Here is an 18,374-nt window from a genome sequence, read left to right on the forward strand (position 1 = left end):
TTTGGCGGGGCGCCTTCGTACTTGCGGCGGCCAGCCACCTCCGTGCCTCGTCCACTACCGCAACCGCCGGGCGGGCAGGAGACTGGAATGGTGACCAAGGAGGACCGGATGACCAACCACCTTTCCGGCAAGGTTGTACTAATCACCGGCGCGTCGTCCGGGATCGGTGAAGCAACTGCGAAGCTGCTCGCCGCCCGGGGAGCCAAAGTTGTTCTGGGCGCGAGGCGCGAAGACAAACTGGACCGAATCATCACGCAGATCCAGAAGGCCGGCGGGGAAGCGGTGAGTCGGGTCCTGGACGTCACTGTGCAGGCCTCCAACGATGAGATCGTGAGCCTGGCCCAGGAAGCGTTCGGAGGTTTGGACGCCGTTTTCCTCAACGCCGGCCTGATGCCCAACAGCCCGTTGTCCGCTCTCAAGACCGATGAGTGGCACCGGATGGTGGAGGTGAACGTGACCGGTGTACTCAACGGCATTGCGGCGGTGCTGCCCGTCTTCACCCGCCAGCGGTCCGGCCACGTCATAGCCACCTCGTCCGTTGCCGGCCTGAAAGCGTACCCGGGCGGCGCTGTGTACGGGGGAACGAAATGGTTCCTGCGCGATTTCATGGAAGTGCTGCGCATGGAGTCCGCCTCGGAAGGTACAAACATCCGCACCGCCACGATCTATCCGGCAGCCATCAACACCGAACTGCTGGAGACGATCAGCGATGAGAAAACCGCCGAAGGTGCCCAGGCCCTGTATCAGCGGTACGGGATCGGTCCCGAGCGGGTTGCCGACGTCGTCGCCTACGCACTTGGCCTGCCTCCGGATACTACGGTGAATGAGTTCACGATCGGGCCCGCCAACCAGCCATGGTGACCTGGCGGCGGCAGGGAATCAGCTTCCACCGGTCGGATTCCAGCGGCGCCTAGATCCCGATATCGGCGCTTTCCAAAAGGGCGACGGCGTCCGGCTGGCCTTCGAACATCACCAGTGCCTGCTTGGTGCGGCCGTGGGCGTGCATGAGCAGCTCACACGGCTCACCGATGATCGCCACGGACACCGGAGCGCGCTTGGCAACGTGCCGCGGTCCGTCGGGCCGCACCAGCACTATGCCCAGGTCCACCCCTCGGTACAGCAGGGCGGCACGCTTGATCAGTTCCGCCCACAGCGCATCCGAATAGCCGGCGTCCAATGCGCGCGGCGCCCAGCGGTCTCCCGCGCGGCGCACGTCTTCGGTGTGGACGAAGTACTCGACGAGGTTGGCGCTGTTGTCCACGGCTTTCAGATGCATGGGGGACAGACGCGGGGGACCGGCGCGGAAGGCACGGACCAGCTTGGCATAGCCCTCGGTGGTGGAGGCCTTGGCTGCCGTTTCCTCCATGGCCCTGTCCGTCTTAGCGGCGAAGGGTTTCAGGAAAAACCCCAGGGCGGCGGCAGGCTTGTGCTCCCGTAAATACAGGTGAGCAGCCAGGTCTTTCGTCAGCCAGCCTTCGCACAAAGTGGGCGCTTGAGGACCGGCCGCAAGCAACGTTTCGGCCAGGACTTCACGGGAGGGTTGTACGTATCGCATCACTGCTGAAACTAGCACGTTCAGCGGTTTTTGGCGCGGGCGACGGGCCCGGAGAGTGAGCTGCGGCCAAACACACTAGAATCGATACGATGTCTCCTCAAAACTCTTCCTCCGAATTCCCGCCGGCACCCGGCCTGGACCCCGCGGTCAGCGCCGCCCTGAAGCGCGATGACGCGGGCTTGGTGGCAGCCGTCGTCCAGCAGCATGACACCGGCGAGGTTCTGATGCTCGGCTGGATGAATGACGAAGCGCTGCACCGTACCCTGACCACGGGCCGGGTGACCTTCTGGTCCCGTTCACGGCAGGAATACTGGCGTAAGGGCGATACCTCCGGGCATGTCCAGTGGGTCAAATCCGTGGCCCTGGACTGCGACGGTGACGCCCTCCTGGTCCGCGTGGACCAGGTGGGGGCCGCGTGCCACACCGGAACGCACACCTGCTTTGACGGCCGGGAGCTCCCCGTTCTGGCCGCGACCGACGCCGCCAGCTGACCCGGAAAGAAACCAGACACATGCAGGATCTTGGAGTTATCCGTCCCGGCCTCGAAGAATTCCGGGCCCTGGCCGCTGAACACCGTGTGGTTCCGGTGCACCTGAGCGTGCTGGCCGACGCCCACACACCCATCGGCATCTACCGCAAGCTCACCGCGGGCGCGCCGGGAACCTTCCTGATGGAATCCGCTGCCGCCGGCGGCGTCTGGTCCCGCTACTCCTTTATCGGCGCCTCCTCCCGCGCCACACTGACCACGCACGACGGCGAAACCCACTGGCTCGGCGAGCCGCCGGCCGGGGTGCCGCTGGACGGAAACCCGGTGGAAGCCGTGGCCCGCACCATCGAACTGCTGCAGACCGAACGGCTGGACGGCGTGCCGCCCTTCACCTCCGGACTGGTCGGTTTTGTCGGCTGGGAAACCGTCCGGCACTGGGAGAAACTGCCCAACCCTCCCGTTGATGACCTGGACCTGCCGGAACTGGCCATGAACCTGGTTTCGGACATGGCCATTCACGACAACTCCAACGGCACCGTGATGCTGGTGGCCAACGCCATCAACATGGACGGCTCCGACGAACGGGTGGACGAAGCCTGGCATGACGCCGTGGCCCGGGTGAACTCCATGCTGCAGCGGTTGGCCGAACCCACGCCGCAGCCGGTCTCGGTGCTGCACGGCGGCACCGTGGACACCTCAACCCTCACCGACGGCGTCAAGGAATCCTGGCCCAAACCCGAATACACCAAAGCGGTGCAACGGGGCAAGGAAGCCATCGTGGACGGCGAAGTGTTCCAGGTGGTCATTTCCCGCCGCTTCGAGCTGGAGTGCGCCTCGGACCCGCTGGACGTGTACCGGGTGCTGCGCAACACCAACCCCAGCCCGTACATGTATCTGTTCAACTTCGAGGACTCCTGCGGCAACCCGTTCGCCGTCGTCGGCTCCTCGCCGGAGGCACTGGTAACCGTCACCGGCAGCGAAGTGATCACGCATCCCATCGCCGGGTCCCGGCCCCGCGGCAAGGGAATCGATGCGGACCGCGCCCTGGCTGAGGAACTGCTGGCGGATGAGAAGGAACGCGCCGAACACCTCATGCTGGTGGACCTGGCCCGCAACGACCTCTCCAAGGTGTGCATTCCCGGCAGCGTGGACGTCACCCAGTTCATGGAGGTGGAGCGCTTCAGCCACATCATGCACCTGGTCTCCACCGTCGTCGGCGAACTCGCACCGCAGCGCAGCGCCTACGACGTCCTGGCCGCAACCTTCCCCGCCGGAACCCTCTCCGGTGCACCCAAGCCCCGCGCCCTGCGCCTGCTGGATGAGCTGGAACCGCACCGCCGCGGCATTTACGGCGGCGTGGTCGGGTATCTGGACTTCGCCGGCGACATGGACATGGCGATTGCCATCCGCTCCGCGCTGCTGCGGAACGGCAAAGCCTTTGTCCAGGCCGGCGGCGGCATTGTGGCGGACTCCGATCTGGAAGCCGAAGCCCAGGAAACCGTCAACAAGGCAGCCGCACCGCTGCGCGCAGCACTGATCGCCCGGAGCCTGGAAACCGTCGCCGCATCACCAATTTTCTCCACCCCCCAATCCGCAGAGCAGGAAGTACCGCAGTGAGCACACCCACCAAACGGTGGCAGCGCAAGGGAACCGTCATCATGGCGGCGGTGCTCTTCGGCATCGCCGCCTTTGCCACCACCACGCGCACCTGGCTGAACGTTCAACTGCCCGCGACGGCCGTCCAGACCCCGGACCTGGCCGTTTCAGGATCCGATGCCGCCACCGCGGTGACGGCCTTCGCCGTCGTTGCCATTACGGCAGGCCTGGCAGCCTCGATTGCCGGGTCCGTGGCCCGCTGGATCGTCAGCGTGATCCTGGTGGTCTCGGGTATCGGCGTGGCTGCCGCCAGCTGGACCGTCATCAGCGATCCCGCCCAGGGTGCCGCCGGAGCCATCGGACAGGCGATCGGTGTCAGCGGGGCAGCCGGCACCGTGGTTACGCTCACGGGCATGCCGTGGGCGGCATTGGTATCAGGTGTCCTGATCGCGCTCACCGGCGTCTGGCTGGCTATCGCCAGCCGCAGCTGGAAGTCCTCGCGCCGGTACGCACCGGCCCCGGCGGCCGGCACAGCGCCGTCCGCCGCTCCAGGATCGGAAAGCACGACGCCGGGAACCGGTTCGCCCGACGCCGGCAACAACGGTGCGGGACCCGAGCCGGTTGATGACATCGACAGCTGGGACCGGCTGACGCGCGGGGATGACCCCACAAACTACCGCTGACCGCACCTACCCCGATCCACCGTTCCGGACTCCGGTCCCGGCGCCGGAACCACCGAAGCGCCGCAACATGTGAAAGAGTTTCCGCCAGTCAATGGCAGAATGGAAACTGATTCGTACAGAGGAGATTTACCATGAGCTCAAACGCCACCCGCAGCAACGTTGATACCAAGCCCGAAAATGAAGCCGAGCGTCACGCCAGCATCCATGATGAGACCATCGGTCACGGCAACACCCCGGCCGCTTGGACCTGTGTCCTGGTCATGATTGTCGGCGCCGGAATCTCCAGTGTTGGCTTCATCATCGCCAGCGTGCTGTGGTTCTGCATCGGCCTGGGCGTCATGGCCCTCGGCCTGGTCATTGGCTTCATCATGAAGAAGGCCGGCTACGGTGTAGGCGGCTCGAAGCTCTCCAACAGCGGCCACTAAATCATGAGCGTCCTGGACGACATCATTGCCGGCGTCGCCGAGGATCTCGAGGCGCGCCGGCAAGCCGTTCCGCTGAAGCAGATGCGGGAGCGCGCCCGTGCGGCTGCTCCCGCACTGGACGCCTTTGCTGCTCTGGGCGGCAATGACAACCCCCGCGGCGAACTCCGGGTTATTGCCGAAGTTAAGCGGAGCAGTCCCTCCAAGGGCGCCCTCGCGGACATTGCCGACCCGGCCTCGCTGGCAGCAAGCTATGAACGCGGCGGTGCAGCAGTCATCAGCGTGCTCACCGAACAGCGCCGCTTCGGCGGCTCCCTGGCTGACTTTGATGCCGTCCGGGACGCGGTGCGGATCCCGCTGCTGCGCAAGGACTTCACCGTTGACGAGTACCAAATCTGGGAAGCCCGCGCCCACGGTGCCGACCTGGTGCTGCTCATCGTGGCAGCCCTGGACGATACGCAGCTCAAGGATTTCCTGGCTCTCACCCACGAGCTGGGCATGAACGCCTTGGTGGAGACGCATACGCAGCATGAAGTTGAACGCGCCGTCGCCGTTGGCGCCAGGATCATTGGTGTTAACGTGCGCAACCTGAAAACCCTGGACGTGGACCGTTCGGTCTTCGCGCCGCTGGCCGACAGCATTCCCGCAGGTGCACTCGTGATCGCTGAATCCGGAGTCCGGGACGCCGCCGATGTGGAGCAGTACGCTGCGGACGGCGCCAACGCCGTCCTGGTGGGCGAAGCCCTGGTGCGGCACAATGATCCGGCGGCTACTATCGCCGACTTCGCCCAGACCGGCCGCAAGGCCATCGCCGCCCGGCAGACACACGGCAAGGACTGACGGCAGGCCGACAGAGCAACATATTCCCTGTCCGGGCGGTCCGCCGTCCGGACCAAAGCAGGACAGGAACCAGCCCCATGACCGGGAATCCGGACCAGACCGGCTCAGCACATGCTGACGCCGGGTCACCAGTCACTTCCACTGAGACCGCACCTGCGGACGAGGCGCAGCGCGCCGCGGCCGGAACCGTCACGGAAGAGGTGGCTGAAGCGTTCCTGAACGTCCATGGTTCGCTGCGCCACGCCTCCGGCCCGTATTTCGGCGAGTACGGCGGCCGCTGGATGCCGGAATCCCTGATAGCCGCGCTGGACGAGCTGGAAGACACCTTCGAGAAGGCCAAGGCTGACCCGGAGTTCCGCGCCCAGATTGCGGACCTGAACAAGAACTATTCCGGCCGGCCCTCGCTGCTCACCGAAGCCAGGCGTTTCGCTGAGCATGCCGGCGGTGTCCGGGTGTTCCTCAAGCGCGAGGACCTGAACCACACCGGCTCCCATAAGATCAACAATGTCCTGGGGCAGGCACTGCTGGCCAAGCGGATGGGCAAGACCCGCATCATCGCCGAGACCGGCGCCGGGCAGCACGGCGTGGCCAGCGCCACGGCCGCTGCCTTGCTGGGCCTGGAGTGCGTGGTGTACATGGGCGCCGAGGACTGCCGCCGGCAGGCCCTGAACGTAGCGCGCATGGAATTGCTCGGCGCCACCGTCATCCCCGTCAGCCACGGCTCGGCCACACTGAAGGACGCGATCAACGAAGCGCTGCGCGACTGGGTCGCCAACGTGGACAACACCCACTACCTGCTCGGCACCGCTGCCGGAGCTCATCCGTTCCCCGCCATGGTGCGGTTCTTCCATGAGGTCATCGGAGAAGAGGCCCGCGCCCAGATCCTGGAACAGACCGGCCGGCTCCCTGACGCCGTGTGCGCCTGCATCGGCGGAGGCTCCAACGCCATCGGCATTTTCCATGGCTTCCTGGATGACCCGGACGTGAAGATCTACGGGTTTGAGGCCGGCGGCGACGGCGTGGAAACCGGCCGCCATGCCGCCACCATCACCCTGGGCCGCCCCGGCGTGCTGCACGGCGCCCGGTCCTACCTGATGCAGGACGAAGACGGCCAGACCGTGGAATCCCACTCCATTTCCGCCGGCCTGGACTATCCCGGCGTGGGCCCGGAACACTCCTACCTCTCCGACATCGGCCGGGTCTCCTATGAGCCCATCACCGACAGTGAGGCGATGGACGCTTTCCAGCTGCTCTGCCGCACCGAAGGCATCATTCCCGCGATCGAGTCCGCACATGCGCTGGCCGGGGCCATCAAGGTGGGGCAGCGGCTGGCGGCCGAGTCCGCCGACGGCGACGTGTCCGGAAAAATCGTGCTCGTAAACCTCTCCGGCCGCGGGGACAAGGACGTGGCCACCGCCGCTGAATGGTTCAACCTGCTGGATGACACATCAGCCGAAGCAGAAATCGGCAAAGAAGGGGAACAGCTGTGAGCACCGCAGTCGACAACACATCCGGCGCGGGCACTGCTGCCGTCAGCAAGTCCGCTGCCGCCATTGACCGCGCCGCCGCGGACGGCCGCGCGGCGCTGATTGGTTACCTGCCCGCAGGCTTCCCCAGTGTGCAGGAGACCATCGACGCCGGCATTGCCCTGGCCCGGAACGGCGCAGACCTGATTGAAGTCGGCATCCCGTACTCCGATCCGGTCATGGACGGCCACGTCATTCAGGCTGCCACCACCGAGGCGCTGGCGCACGGTTTCCGCGTCAGCCAGGTGTTCGACGTCGTCGCCGGCATCACCGCCGCCACCGATGCCGCCGTGCTGGTGATGACGTACTGGAACCCCGTTGTCCGTATGGGTGTGGATGAGTTTTCCCGCCGCCTGGCTGAAGCCGGGGGAGCCGGGCTGATTACCCCGGACCTTATCCCGGATGAAGCGTCGGAGTGGATGGCGGCTTCGGACAAGTACGGACTGGACAGGGTATTCCTGGTGGCGCCGTCGTCCACCCCCGAACGCATGAAAAGCACCGTCGCGGCCAGCCGGGGCTTCGTCTATGCGGTGTCCATCATGGGCGTCACCGGCGCACGCACATCAGTGAGCACCGCCGCGAAGGACGTCGTTTCCGCTGCCCGCGCGGCAGGCGCGGAGCGCGTCTGCGTAGGCCTGGGAGTCTCCAACTCCGGCCATGTCCGTGAAATCGGCGCGTACGCGGACGGGGTGATCGTGGGCACCGCCCTGGTGGCCGCACTGCGCGACGGCGGTGTCCCCGCCGTGGCGGACCTGACCCGTGAACTCAGCACCGGAACCCGAAAGAGCCACTAATGCACCTGACGTCCGTGATTGCCCCGGCCAGCATTCCCAGCCCGCCCGCGGACTTCAGCAGCTTCTCGCTGGGACCGCTGACCATCCACACCTACGCACTGTGCATTCTGGCCGGCATCATCCTGGCCCTGTGGATGACGTCGGTGCGCTGGAAGCGCCGTGGACTGCCTGAGGAGGCCGTGTGGGATATTGCCATTTGGGCCATCCCGTTCGGCATCATCGGCGGACGGCTGTACCACGTCATCTCCTCGCCGGCCGCCTATTTCGGCGCTAACGGTGACCTCTCCCTGATTCCGCAGATCTGGCGGGGCGGGCTGGGCATCTGGGGTGCGGTGGCCCTGGGCGCCGTGGGAGCCTGGATCGGCTGCCGGCGCGCCGGCATTAAACTCTCCACCTTCGCCGACGCGGGCGTGCCCGGCCTGCTGCTGGCCCAGGCCGTGGGCCGCTGGGGCAACTGGTTCAACCAGGAACTCTTCGGCAGCCCCACGGACGTGCCTTGGGGGCTGGAAATCGACGCGAACAATCCAAACTTTCCGGATGGAACAGCACCGGGAACCCTGTTCCATCCAACCTTCCTCTATGAGTCGCTCTGGTGCCTCGCCGGAGTGGTCCTGCTGCTTGCCCTGGACAAAAAATTCCGGCTGCGCGGCGGCCGGCTGTTCTGGATCTACGCTGCCTACTACACCCTGGGCCGGCTGTGGATCGAGATCCTGCGGATCGACGACGCTGAAATGATTACGTTCTTCGGCGTCACACAACGGCTGAACGTATGGACCAGCATTGGACTGCTTGTCTTCTCTGTGGCGATGTTCATTTTCCTGACAATCCGCGCCAAAAAGGGGCAGGAAGGGTCCCTGTACCTTCCCGGGCACGAGCCGGAATCCACGACGGCGGAAGGTGAGTCAGGTAACAAGACGGAAACAGAACCTTTTGGTTCCGAATCCGGTGCATCATCGGAACAGACGCGTGCTAATCTCGCAGAGACAAAAAGCGAGGACACTGATTCTCGCCGGCCCGGGACACCGGGTACTGCCAAGTAGCACCGGCCCGGGCCACCCTCGCGGCGGGTGCTCCTGCCACATCGCCGTGGCCGCCCGGACGGGGCCGCGGGAACCACACCGTTGGCCTGTCCGTGAACACTCAAGACACCGCGGAACGTTTCACCTTCCGCCGTGGGGCCAGCGTCGTCCCCTCCCACCGCTCAATCAGGGGGAAGGACTTACCTCTCATGACTGAACCGTTTCCGCCCGGCGGCACAGGCACACCTGTACTCTCGCCGTTCACCCGCTTCGCCAACTTCCCGGCTGATTCCGGTCTCTACCGTGCCGAGAATGAAAAGGACGCCTGCGGACTGGCCGTTATCGCCACTCTGCGCGGAGAGCCCGGGCACGACATCGTGGATGCAGCTCTGACGGCCCTGCGCAACCTTGAACACCGCGGCGCCGTAGGTGCCGATGAAGGCACCGGCGACGGCGCCGGCCTGCTGACCCAGGTCCCTGATGAGTTTTTCCGTGCCGTCACCGGGTTTGAGCTTCCGGCCCAAGGAACCTACGCGGTCGGCACCGCGTTCCTTCCCTCCGAAGCCCGGGAACAGGACACCGCCCGCGCCGGCGTCGAGGCCATGGCGGAGTCCGAGGGCCTGACGGTCCTGGGCTGGCGCGAAGTGCCCGTGGTGGCGGACCTTGTGGGCGCCATGTCCCGGGCCTGCATGCCGCACTTCGAACAGGTGTTCCTTGCACCGGCCGACGGCGACGGCTCCGATCTTGACGCCCGCGCCTTCCGCGTCCGCAAACGGTCACAGAACAAGTTCGGCGTCTACTTCCCCTCGCTGTCCTCCAAGACCATAGTCTACAAGGGCATGCTGACCACCGCGCAGCTTGAACCGTTCTATCCCGATCTTTCCGACCCGCGCTTCAAGACCAAGCTGGGCATTGTCCACTCCCGGTTCTCCACCAATACGTTCCCGTCCTGGCCGCTGGCCCAGCCGTTCCGAACCATCGCGCACAACGGCGAGATCAACACGGTCAAGGGCAACCGCAACTGGATGCGCGCCCGTCAGTCCCAGCTGAAGAGCCCGCTGCTGGGGGAGACACCGGAAGAACTGTTCCCCATCTGTACCCCGGGCGCATCGGACTCGGCATCCTTTGACGAGGTTGCCGAGCTGCTGATGCTCTCCGGCCGGCCGATCACGCACGCCATCATGATGATGATCCCCGAGGCCTGGGAGAACCACGCCACTATGGATCCGGCCCGCCGCGCTTTCTACCAGTACCATTCCACGCTCATGGAACCGTGGGACGGCCCGGCTGCGGTGTCCTTCACCGACGGCAACCAGGTGGGGGCGGTCCTGGACCGCAACGGCCTGCGCCCGGCTCGCTACTGGGTGACCGAGGACGGACTGGTGGTGCTCGCCTCCGAGGTGGGGGTCGTGGATATTGATCCGGCCAAGGTGGTCCGTAAAGGCCGTGTCTCCCCGGGCAAGATGTTCCTGGTGGACACCGGCGCCGGCCGCCTGATCGAGGATGCCGAAATCAAGGCGGAGATGGCCGCGGCAAATCCGTGGGCGGAGTGGGTAAAGGAAAACCAGGTTTCCCTGGAAGAGCTGCCCGAACGCGAACACGTGCTGCACACCAAGGCCTCCATCAACCGGCGCCAGCGCACCTTCGGCTACACGCAGGAAGAGCTGCGCATCCTGCTGGGCCCCATGGCCCGCACCGGTGCCGAACCCCTGGGCGCCATGGGCTCGGACACCCCCATTGCCGTGCTCTCCCAGCGCCCGCGGCTGCTCTTTGACTACTTTGTGCAGTCCTTCGCCCAGGTCACCAACCCGCCGCTGGATTCCATCCGCGAGGAACTGGTCACCTCCATGCGTGCCTCCATCGGACCGGTGGGCAACCTGCTGGCCCCCGGCCAGGTCCGCACCCACCAGGTGGCCCTGAACTTTCCCGTCATCAACAATGACCAGCTGGCGAAGATTGCCAAGCTGACCAACGCCGACGGCGAAAAGATCGCGCTCAAGGTCCGCGGACTATACCGGCCGCAGGGCGGCGAGACGGAACTGCGTGCCCGGATCGCGGAAATCTGCGAAAAGGTCTCCGGCGCCGTTAACCGCGGCATCGAGTACATCGTGCTGTCGGACCGGGATTCCAGCGCCCAGTGGGCTCCCATCCCGTCCCTGCTGCTGCTCTCCGCTGTGCATAACCACCTGCTCAAGAGCGCCAACCGCACCAAGATCTCCCTGCTGGTCGAAGCCGGTGATGTCCGCGAGGTGCACCACGTGGCAGTGCTCATGGGCTACGGCGCCTCGGCGGTCAACCCGTACCTGGCCATGGAAAGCTGCGAGGAACTGGTTCGCAACGGCGACATCACCGGGGTCACCCGGGAAGAAGCCGTGGCCAACCTGATCAAGGGCCTGGGCAAGGGCGTCCTGAAGATCATGTCCAAAATGGGCATCTCCACCGTGGCCTCCTACTGCGGCGCCCAAACGTTCGAGGCCCTGGGCCTGGGACAGGAAATGGTGGACGAGTTCTTCCACGGAACGCAGACCCAGCTCGGCGGCGTCGGCCTGGACGTCATCGCCGCCGAGGCAGCCGCCCGGCACGCCAGCGCCTACCCCGACGACGAAATCGAGGACCCGCACCGCCCGCTGGAGAACGGCGGCGAATACCAGTGGCGCCGCGAAGGACCGCCGCACCTGTTCAATCCGGAAACCGTGTTCCGGCTCCAGCACGCCACCCGCGAACGCCGCTATGACATCTTCAAGGCGTACACCAACGGCGTTGATGACCAGTCGAAGAACCTGATGACCCTGCGCGGTTTGCTGGAGTTCCGCAAGGGGGAGCGGCCTGCCGTTCCGCTGGAGGAAGTGGAATCCGTCGCCAGCATCGTCAAGCGCTTCTCCACCGGCGCCATGAGCTACGGCTCCATCTCGCAGGAAGCCCACGAGACCCTGGCGATTGCCATGAACCGGCTCGGCGGCAAGTCCAACACCGGTGAGGGCGGCGAAGATCCTGAGCGGCTGCTGGATCCGGAGCGCCGCTCCGCCATCAAACAGGTGGCCTCGGGCCGCTTCGGCGTCACCAGCCTGTACCTCACCAACGCCGAGGACATCCAGATCAAGATGGCCCAGGGCGCCAAGCCCGGCGAAGGCGGCCAGCTGATGGCGCAGAAGGTGTACCCGTGGGTGGCCCGCACCCGGCACTCCACGCCCGGCGTCGGCCTCATTTCCCCGCCGCCGCACCACGACATCTACTCCATCGAGGACCTGGCGCAGCTGATCTACGACCTCAAGCGCTCCAACCCGAGCGCCCGGGTCCACGTCAAGCTCGTCTCCGAAGCGGGGATCGGCACCGTGGCGGCCGGCGTGACCAAGGCCAAGGCCGACGTCGTTCTCGTCTCCGGCCACGACGGCGGCACCGGCGCCTCGCCGCTGAACTCGCTGAAGCATGCCGGAGCGCCCTGGGAACTGGGACTGGCCGAAACGCAGCAGACCCTGATGCTCAACGGCCTGCGCGACCGCGTGGTGGTGCAGGTGGACGGCCAGCTCAAGACCGGGCGCGACGTCGTGATTGCCGCGCTGCTGGGCGGTGAGGAGTTCGGTTTCGCGACCGCTCCGCTCGTAGTCTCCGGCTGCATCATGATGCGCGTCTGCCACCTGGACACTTGTCCGGTGGGCGTGGCCACACAGAACCCCGAACTGCGGGCACGGTTCTCCGGCAAGCCCGAATTTGTGGTCAATTTCTTCGAGTTCCTGGCCGAGGAAGTGCGTGAAATCCTGGCTGAACTGGGATTCCGTTCCCTCGAAGAAGCCATCGGGCACACCGAACTGCTGGACACCAGGGCCGCGGTGGACCACTGGAAGGCCGACGGACTGGACCTGGAGCCGATCCTGCGCGGTGCCGACGTCGTCGAACCCGGCGCGCCGATGCGCAACATGGTGAAGCAGAACCATGACCTGGACGCCCACTTCGACAACAAACTGATCGAAATGAGCGCGGACGCCCTGACCAACCGGAATCCGGTGCGCATTACGCTGGACGTGGTTAACACCGACCGGTCCGTGGGCACCATGCTGGGGCACACGGTGACGAAGACCTTCGGCATCGATACGCTTGCCACCGACACCATCGACGTGACCCTCACCGGCCAGGCGGGACAGTCGCTCGGTGCGTTCCTGCCGGCCGGCATCACGCTGCGCCTGCTCGGAGACTCGAACGACTATGTCGGCAAGGGCCTTTCCGGCGGACGGATTATCGTCCGGCCGGACCGCGCCAACGTCTTCGACGCGGCGCGCAACGTCATAGCCGGCAACGTCATCGGCTACGGCGCCACCAGCGGGGAAATGTTCCTGCGCGGGCAGGTGGGTGAACGCTTCCTGGTCCGCAATTCCGGCGCCACGGCAGTGGTCGAAGGAATCGGTGACCACGGCTGCGAATACATGACCGGGGGACAGGCACTGATCCTGGGGCCCACGGGACGGAACTTCGGTGCCGGCATGTCCGGCGGCACCGCGTACCTGCTGGACATCCGCCCTGAGCGGATCAACAAGGATTCACTGGAAAAGGGCGAACTGCGCCTGGAGCCGCTGGATGCCGAGGACGCGGACATTGTCCGCGGTCTGTTGATCCGGCACGTGGAAGAAACCGAATCGGCGCTGGCTGCTGCCCTGCTGGAGGACTTCACTGGGACGATTGCCCGAATGACCAAGGTGCTGCCGCGTGACTTCGCTGCTGTGCTCGACGCCCGCGCCTCTGCCGTCGAAGCGGGACTTGACCCCGACGGCGCCGAAGCCTGGACCAAAATCTTGGAGGTAACCGGTGGCTGACCCACGCGGATTCTTGAAAGTACGCGACCGCGAAACGCAGCCGCGCCGGCCTGTTCCCGTTCGCATCATGGACTGGAAAGAGGTTTACGAAGCCCAGGAGAAGGGCGTGCTGAAGGCCCAGGCCGGACGCTGCATGGACTGCGGCATTCCGTTCTGTCACCAGGGCTGCCCGCTGGGAAACCTCATTCCGGAGTGGAATGACCTGATGTGGCGGGACAAGGGCCGCGAAGCCATTGAACGGCTGCACGCCACCAACAACTTCCCGGAGTTCACCGGCAGGCTGTGCCCCGCGCCGTGCGAATCGTCCTGCGTGCTGGGCATCAACCAGCCGGCAGTGACGATCAAGCAGGTTGAGGTCTCGATCATTGACCAGGCCTTCGATGAAAACTGGGTGACCCCGCACGCTCCCGAGCGGCTCACGGACAAAACCATCGCCGTCGTCGGCTCCGGACCTGCGGGACTGGCCGTGGCCCAGCAGCTCACCCGCGCCGGGCACACCGTTGCCGTGTACGAGCGCGATGACAAGATTGGCGGCCTGCTGCGCTACGGGATTCCCGACTTCAAGATGGAAAAGGCGCAGATCGACCGCCGCCTCGACCAGATGCGCGCCGAAGGCACCCGCTTCCGCACCGGCGTCGAAGTGGGCCGTGATATCAGCTGGGAACAGCTGCGCCGGCGGTACGACGCCGTGGTGGTGGCCACCGGAGCCACCGTGCCCCGGGACCTGCCCATCCCCGGCCGTGAACTGAACGGCGTGCACTTCGCGATGGAATACCTGGTGCAGGCAAACCGTGCCGTGGCCGGAGAACGCGTGAAGAACTCCATTTCCGCCGAGGGCAAGCATGTGGTGATCCTGGGCGGCGGCGACACCGGTGCGGACTGCCTGGGCACCGCGCACCGCCAGCAGGCGGCGTCCGTCACCACCCTGGCCATTGGAAAGCAGCCGCCGGCGGAACGCGCCGCACATCAGCCGTGGCCGACGTACCCGACACTGTTCGAAACTGCCAGCGCACACGAAGAGGGCGGGGAGCGCACCTACCTGGCTTCCACCGTGGAATTCGTGGGCGAGAACGGCCAGCTGACCGGAGTGCGGATCGCCGAAACAGAATTCGTGGACGGACGGCGCGTCCCCAAAGCCGGCACCGAGCGGGTTATTCCGGCTGACCTGGTGTTCCTCTCGCTGGGGTTCACCGGTCCGGAACCGGCCGGACTGGCTGAGCAGGTGCACACCGAGTTCGACGAGCGCTCCAATGTGGTGCGCGACGGCTACTACATGACGAAGACGCCGGGCGTCTTTGCCGCCGGTGACGCCGGCCGCGGCCAGTCGCTGATTGTCTGGGCGATCGCCGAAGGCCGTGCCTGTGCTGCGGCGGTGGACCAGTGGCTGACCGGTTCCACCCGTCTGCCGGCCCCGGTGGCGCCCAGCGACCGGGCCATCTCCGTGCTCTAGGTCCGCACATGGTGCGGCCCGCCCGTACAGCCTCCCAAGCATGAGGCCGCCGGATCTCGACCGGCGGCCTCATGCCCGACTGCCCTGGGGGTCAGCTGTGCTGATGCCCAGGTAGCCTGCGTGCCTAGGCGTCCTGGTGCAGGGCAGCCAGGGCCCGGACAGTCAGGGGCAGCAGGTCTTCCCCGTCGGCCCGTACCCACGATTCCAAGGCGACGGTTGCCGCCGCCCACATGACCGCCACCTCCACGCGCGCGGCGAGCTCGTCGCCCCGGCCCAGCTGCCGCAGATAGGTCGAGGTCATCTCTGCCAGGAGCGACTGGTTGTACGCCGCGGCGCTGGCGCGCAGTACGCGGTCCTCCCGCATCAGCCGGCGCAGGGTCCGGTATTCGCTCCGCCTTGGCTCGTAATCCGTCGCGGCCTGCAGCAGGGACTGATGAAGGGCCTGCCGGGGCGGGGTGCTGCGGCTGCGGAATTCGAAATCAGCTTCCATGTTGTCCAAGGCAAGCCTCGTGTTGTGGAACAGTGCGGCGTCCTTGGTGTCGAAGTACCTGAAAAAGGAACTGCGGGAAACTCCTGCCGCTTCCACAATCTGGTCCACCGTGACGGCCGCGAACCCATTCTCGGCGAACAGCTGCCAGGCTGTTGTCACGAGCTGGGCCTGCACCTGGGCTTTTTTGCGTTCCCTCAGCCCGCGGGCAGGAGTGCCGGCTGAGCCGCCGTCGGCCCCCGACCTGTTTTCCGACGCGCTCTCCGACATGCTGCTCCTGACACTGGCTGGCGGTTGTCTGTTCCGGCGTTCAAGCTTACTAGGACGCCGGCCGGGAAGCTCCCGAGATCAGTGAGAGGCAGCTGGGGGTGCCTGCTTGTTGCCCTCGCCAGGTGCCTGAGACAAGAAACACTGGCAGCTGTATCCAAGGATGCCGGCTATGCGGCCCGTCTCCATGCGTAATCGGCGCAGGACGACTAGGCTTGAACTTATGAGACGTGCAAAAATTGTGGCCACATTCGGCCCAGCAATCGCAAGCTACGAAAACACCCTCGCGGTTCTCAGCGCCGGAGTGGACGTAGCCCGCATGAACATGAGCCACGGAGATCACGACGTACACAACTCTGTGTATGAGAACGTGCGCCGGGCATCCGAGGAACTGGGCAAGCCGGTAGGCATCTTCGCTGACCTGCAGGGGCCCAAGATCCGTCTTGGCCGCTTCATGGACGGCCCGCACTACCTGAACAAGGGCGACGTCTTCACGATCACCATTGAAGATGTTCCGGGCACCAAGGATATTGTCTCCACCACGCACAAGGGACTGCCCAATGACGTCAACGTGGGGGACACCCTCCTGATCGACGACGGCAAGGTCTCCGTCCGTGCCACTGCCGTTGATGACGTCAAGGTGGTCACCGAAGTGACCGTTCCCGGCCCCGTGTCCAACAACAAGGGCCTGAACCTGCCGGGCGTGGCGGTAAGCGTGCCCGCCATGAGCGACAAGGATGAGGCAGATCTGCGCTGGGCCATCCGCCGCGGCGTGGACATGGTTGCGCTGTCCTTCGTCCGTAACGCCGTTGATGTGCGCCGCGTCCACGAAATCATGGACGAGGAAGGCCGCCGCGTTCCGGTCATCGCCAAGATCGAGAAGCCGCAGGCCGTGGCTGCCATCGAGGAAATCATTGACGCCTTCGATGCCATCATGGTTGCCCGTGGCGATCTCGGCGTGGAGCTTCCCCTCGAAGACGTTCCCCTGGTGCAGAAGAACGCCATCGAGCTGGCCCGCCGCTGGGCGAAGCCGGTCATCGTGGCCACCCAGGTGCTGGAATCCATGATCGACAGCCCGCGGCCCACCCGCGCTGAAGCCTCCGACTGCGCCAACGCCGTACTTGACGGTGCCGACGCCGTAATGCTCTCGGGTGAGACGTCAGTGGGCAAGTACCCGATCGAGACCGTGACCACCATGGCACGAATCATCGAGTCCACCGAGGAGCACGGCCTCAACCGTGTGCCGGCCCTGGGATCCAAGCCGCGTACCCGCGGCGGCGCCATTACCCGTGCCGCCGTCGAAATCGCAGACCAGCTCGATGCGAAGTTCGTGTGCACCTTCACCCAGTCCGGTGACTCGGCCCGCAGGCTTTCCCGTCTGCGCCCGAAGAAGCCGGTGCTGGCTTTCACCCCTGTGGAAGAGACTTACCGCTACATGAGCCTGTTCTGGGGCATCCAGCCCATGCTCGTGGAGTTTGCGGAGAACACTGACCAGATGACTGCCCAGGTGGACCGGACGCTGTTCGAGAACGACCTGGTGGATATTGACGACATCGTGGTGATCGCAGCCGGTTCGCCTCCCGGACAGGCCGGTTCCACCAACTCAATCAAGGTCCACAAGGCAGGGGACATCGCTGATGCAGGTCAGCGCCTTGACGGCCAGATGCGCGTCAAGGAGAAGGTTGGCCCGTGGCCGATCAAGAACTCCAACAAGGGCAAAGCCAAGTCCATCTAACACGGACTTCACCTCGTTCCATCAAAAGCTGCCCGGCCGGGATTTTCCGGCCGGGCAGCTTTTTCCTGTTAAGTATCCAGTTCCATCCATCAATATCCAGTTTTTCAAATATGCTGCCCTCCTTGTCCAAGTGCCTACTCTCCGGCAGTTCGACCACGCGTGCCCGGGGGGCCAGGATGAATCCCGGACAGCGGGGGATGACCTGACTTTTTCGCTAGCCGCGGCTGCGTATCGACGTTGGACCATGGCACTGCTCAAGCGCGCGGGCGATGATCGTGAGTACGGCCTGAGAGAGGAGCAGCTTTGAGCTACTGGGACAATTTTTGGGACATCCTTTGGTGGGTTTTCACCGTGACAGTCCTCTTTGCCTATTTGTTTACCCTCTTTGCGGTGATCAGCGACTTGTTCCGTGATCGCGGACTGAGCGGCTGGGCCAAAGCTGTGTGGGTCATCTTTCTGGTGCTGTTTCCGTTCCTCACGGTTCTCGTTTATCTCATCGCCCGCGGGAGGGGAATGAATGAACGGTCCAGGAGGGAGTCACAGGAATTGCAGAACTCCACGGAGGAATACATTCGCCGGGTTGCGGCCTCTGGCCCCAGCGACGAAATCTCCAAGGCCAAGGACCTGCTTGACGCCGGTGCCATCACCCCGGAGGAGTTCGAAACCATCAAGGGCAGGGCGCTGTCCGCGGCCTGATGCCGAGCGCAA

15 protein-coding genes are annotated in these 18,374 nt (G+C 65.2%); 13 read left to right on the plus strand and 2 right to left on the minus strand.

What is annotated here, in order from left to right; genetic code table 11:
- Window positions 1–108 precede the first annotated feature (108 nt).
- Entirely contained in the window at window positions 109–861 is a 753-nt protein-coding gene (locus CXR03_RS08045; RefSeq protein WP_104104043.1) for an SDR family oxidoreductase, read from the plus strand.
- A 49-nt stretch (window positions 862–910) separates the two neighbouring features.
- Here CXR03_RS08045 and CXR03_RS08050 read toward each other — a convergent pair whose 3' ends face one another.
- On the minus strand, window positions 911–1,555 hold the full coding sequence (locus tag CXR03_RS08050; RefSeq protein ID WP_104054513.1) for a TIGR03085 family metal-binding protein: 645 nt from the start codon (window positions 1,553–1,555) through the stop codon (window positions 911–913).
- A gap of 89 nt (window positions 1,556–1,644) precedes the next feature.
- On the opposite strand from CXR03_RS08050, the gene hisI reads away from it, so the two are divergent.
- The 10 genes from hisI (at window position 1,645) to CXR03_RS08100 (ending at window position 15,177) form a co-directional block, all read left to right on the plus strand.
- Window positions 1,645–2,046, plus strand: coding sequence for a phosphoribosyl-AMP cyclohydrolase (hisI, locus tag CXR03_RS08055; RefSeq protein WP_104054512.1), 402 nt, complete (start codon window positions 1,645–1,647; stop codon window positions 2,044–2,046).
- A 20-nt stretch (window positions 2,047–2,066) separates the two neighbouring features.
- Window positions 2,067–3,659, plus strand: coding sequence for an anthranilate synthase component I (locus CXR03_RS08060; RefSeq protein WP_104103230.1), 1,593 nt, complete (start codon window positions 2,067–2,069; stop codon window positions 3,657–3,659).
- Window positions 3,656–4,321 (plus strand): Trp biosynthesis-associated membrane protein, encoded by a 666-nt coding sequence (locus tag CXR03_RS08065; RefSeq protein ID WP_258073553.1) that lies wholly within the window; start codon window positions 3,656–3,658, stop codon window positions 4,319–4,321. Before CXR03_RS08060 ends, CXR03_RS08065 begins: the two co-directional genes overlap by 4 nt.
- A gap of 131 nt (window positions 4,322–4,452) precedes the next feature.
- Complete coding sequence (locus CXR03_RS08070; protein WP_104103232.1) at window positions 4,453–4,746, plus strand: HGxxPAAW family protein; 294 nt, start codon at window positions 4,453–4,455, stop codon at window positions 4,744–4,746.
- Between the two features lie 3 nt (window positions 4,747–4,749).
- On the plus strand, window positions 4,750–5,583 hold the full coding sequence (trpC, locus tag CXR03_RS08075) for an indole-3-glycerol phosphate synthase TrpC (protein ID WP_104103233.1): 834 nt from the start codon (window positions 4,750–4,752) through the stop codon (window positions 5,581–5,583).
- A gap of 77 nt (window positions 5,584–5,660) precedes the next feature.
- Window positions 5,661–7,073 (plus strand): tryptophan synthase subunit beta, encoded by a 1,413-nt coding sequence (trpB, locus tag CXR03_RS08080; RefSeq protein WP_258073554.1) that lies wholly within the window; start codon window positions 5,661–5,663, stop codon window positions 7,071–7,073.
- On the plus strand, window positions 7,070–7,903 hold the full coding sequence (gene trpA, locus CXR03_RS08085) for a tryptophan synthase subunit alpha (protein WP_104103235.1): 834 nt from the start codon (window positions 7,070–7,072) through the stop codon (window positions 7,901–7,903). Before trpB ends, trpA begins: the two co-directional genes overlap by 4 nt.
- Window positions 7,903–8,943: a prolipoprotein diacylglyceryl transferase gene (gene lgt, locus CXR03_RS08090; protein WP_104103237.1), complete on the plus strand. Its 1,041-nt coding sequence runs from the start codon at window positions 7,903–7,905 to the stop codon at window positions 8,941–8,943. Before trpA ends, lgt begins: the two co-directional genes overlap by 1 nt.
- 188 nt (window positions 8,944–9,131) lie before the next feature.
- The gene (gene gltB / locus CXR03_RS08095) at window positions 9,132–13,727 is read left to right on the plus strand and encodes a glutamate synthase large subunit (RefSeq protein WP_104103239.1); all 4,596 of its coding nucleotides are present in this window, start codon (window positions 9,132–9,134) and stop codon (window positions 13,725–13,727) included.
- Window positions 13,720–15,177 (plus strand): glutamate synthase subunit beta, encoded by a 1,458-nt coding sequence (locus tag CXR03_RS08100; protein WP_104103240.1) that lies wholly within the window; start codon window positions 13,720–13,722, stop codon window positions 15,175–15,177. Before gltB ends, CXR03_RS08100 begins: the two co-directional genes overlap by 8 nt.
- 124 nt (window positions 15,178–15,301) lie before the next feature.
- On the opposite strand, the gene CXR03_RS08105 is transcribed toward CXR03_RS08100, so the two are convergent.
- Entirely contained in the window at window positions 15,302–15,934 is a 633-nt protein-coding gene (locus tag CXR03_RS08105; protein WP_104103242.1) for a TetR/AcrR family transcriptional regulator, read from the minus strand.
- Between the two features lie 220 nt (window positions 15,935–16,154).
- Between CXR03_RS08105 and pyk the strand changes: the two genes are divergently transcribed.
- Entirely contained in the window at window positions 16,155–17,666 is a 1,512-nt protein-coding gene (gene pyk / locus CXR03_RS08110; RefSeq protein WP_104054503.1) for a pyruvate kinase, read from the plus strand.
- A gap of 303 nt (window positions 17,667–17,969) precedes the next feature.
- Window positions 17,970–18,362 (plus strand): SHOCT domain-containing protein, encoded by a 393-nt coding sequence (locus CXR03_RS08115; RefSeq protein WP_104103244.1) that lies wholly within the window; start codon window positions 17,970–17,972, stop codon window positions 18,360–18,362.
- The last annotated feature ends 12 nt before the right edge of the window (window positions 18,363–18,374 follow it).

Source organism: Arthrobacter sp. 08Y14, assembly GCF_002929455.1.
Lineage (GTDB): Bacteria > Actinomycetota > Actinomycetes > Actinomycetales > Micrococcaceae > Arthrobacter_B > Arthrobacter_B sunyaminii.

Bases quoted from the DNA above. Each gene is read 5' to 3' on its own strand.
- gltB (WP_104103239.1), top strand. From the start codon at position 9,132: ATGACTGAACCGTTTCCGCCCGGCGGCACAGGCACACCTGTACTCTCG.
- trpC (WP_104103233.1), top strand. From the start codon at position 4,750: ATGAGCGTCCTGGACGACATCATTGCCGGCGTCGCCGAGGATCTCGAG.
- lgt (WP_104103237.1), top strand. From the start codon at position 7,903: ATGCACCTGACGTCCGTGATTGCCCCGGCCAGCATTCCCAGCCCGCCC.
- CXR03_RS08070 (WP_104103232.1), top strand. From the start codon at position 4,453: ATGAGCTCAAACGCCACCCGCAGCAACGTTGATACCAAGCCCGAAAAT.
- CXR03_RS08105 (WP_104103242.1), bottom strand. From the start codon at position 15,934: ATGTCGGAGAGCGCGTCGGAAAACAGGTCGGGGGCCGACGGCGGCTCA.
- trpB (WP_258073554.1), top strand. From the start codon at position 5,661: ATGACCGGGAATCCGGACCAGACCGGCTCAGCACATGCTGACGCCGGG.
- hisI (WP_104054512.1), top strand. From the start codon at position 1,645: ATGTCTCCTCAAAACTCTTCCTCCGAATTCCCGCCGGCACCCGGCCTG.
- CXR03_RS08060 (WP_104103230.1), top strand. From the start codon at position 2,067: ATGCAGGATCTTGGAGTTATCCGTCCCGGCCTCGAAGAATTCCGGGCC.
- CXR03_RS08050 (WP_104054513.1), bottom strand. From the start codon at position 1,555: ATGCGATACGTACAACCCTCCCGTGAAGTCCTGGCCGAAACGTTGCTT.
- pyk (WP_104054503.1), top strand. From the start codon at position 16,155: ATGAGACGTGCAAAAATTGTGGCCACATTCGGCCCAGCAATCGCAAGC.
- CXR03_RS08045 (WP_104104043.1), top strand. From the start codon at position 109: ATGACCAACCACCTTTCCGGCAAGGTTGTACTAATCACCGGCGCGTCG.